Genomic DNA, 530 nt, shown 5'->3' with positions numbered 1-530 from the left:
GTAGTTGCTGTTGCTTTGAAACCTTAGCAAAAATATCATAATCAAGTTGGTTGTTTGCATTTGGCTTATAACTTGAACTTATTTTAAACAAACCTAAATCACTTTTTTGATTTGTTACATCTTGTGTTTGTTCGGTATCAATATACTTTATTGAAGATGGATTATTCTCATCATATGGAGGCAAGTTATTTATATCAACTCCAGCATTTGAGTACATACGCTCTGTAGTTTCCTCCATATCTGTTTCATTTCCTGAATAGATAGCAAATCCACTAATATCCCAAGTTTTCTTTGGAGAATAACTAAAGTTTAAAGCACCAAATTTTGATTCAATCTCTTTCGCTCTATTATTTCTTAAAGTTAAGAAAGCAATATCATTAGAACCTACATTAAAGTTTGTTCCGTTATTATCTCCAAACTGTCTAAAGCCTCCTGTAAACTTAAAATAATCTCTCATTGTAAAAGGCACTTCTCCAATATTGTTTACATCAGTTATAATGTTTAAACTATACTTAGGGCTATAATAAAAT

Annotated in this window: 1 protein-coding gene; it reads right to left on the bottom strand. The window is 30.0% G+C overall.

Annotated elements, in window-relative coordinates:
- A partial coding sequence (locus tag ACYVBN_RS18380; protein WP_460601772.1) for a hypothetical protein occupies positions 1 to 530 on the bottom strand: 530 nt, incomplete at both ends.

The organism is Flexivirga lutea (assembly GCF_054778955.1).
The sequence above is the reverse complement of the archived record's forward strand: the minus strand, read 5'-3'. Positions and strand labels throughout refer to the sequence as shown.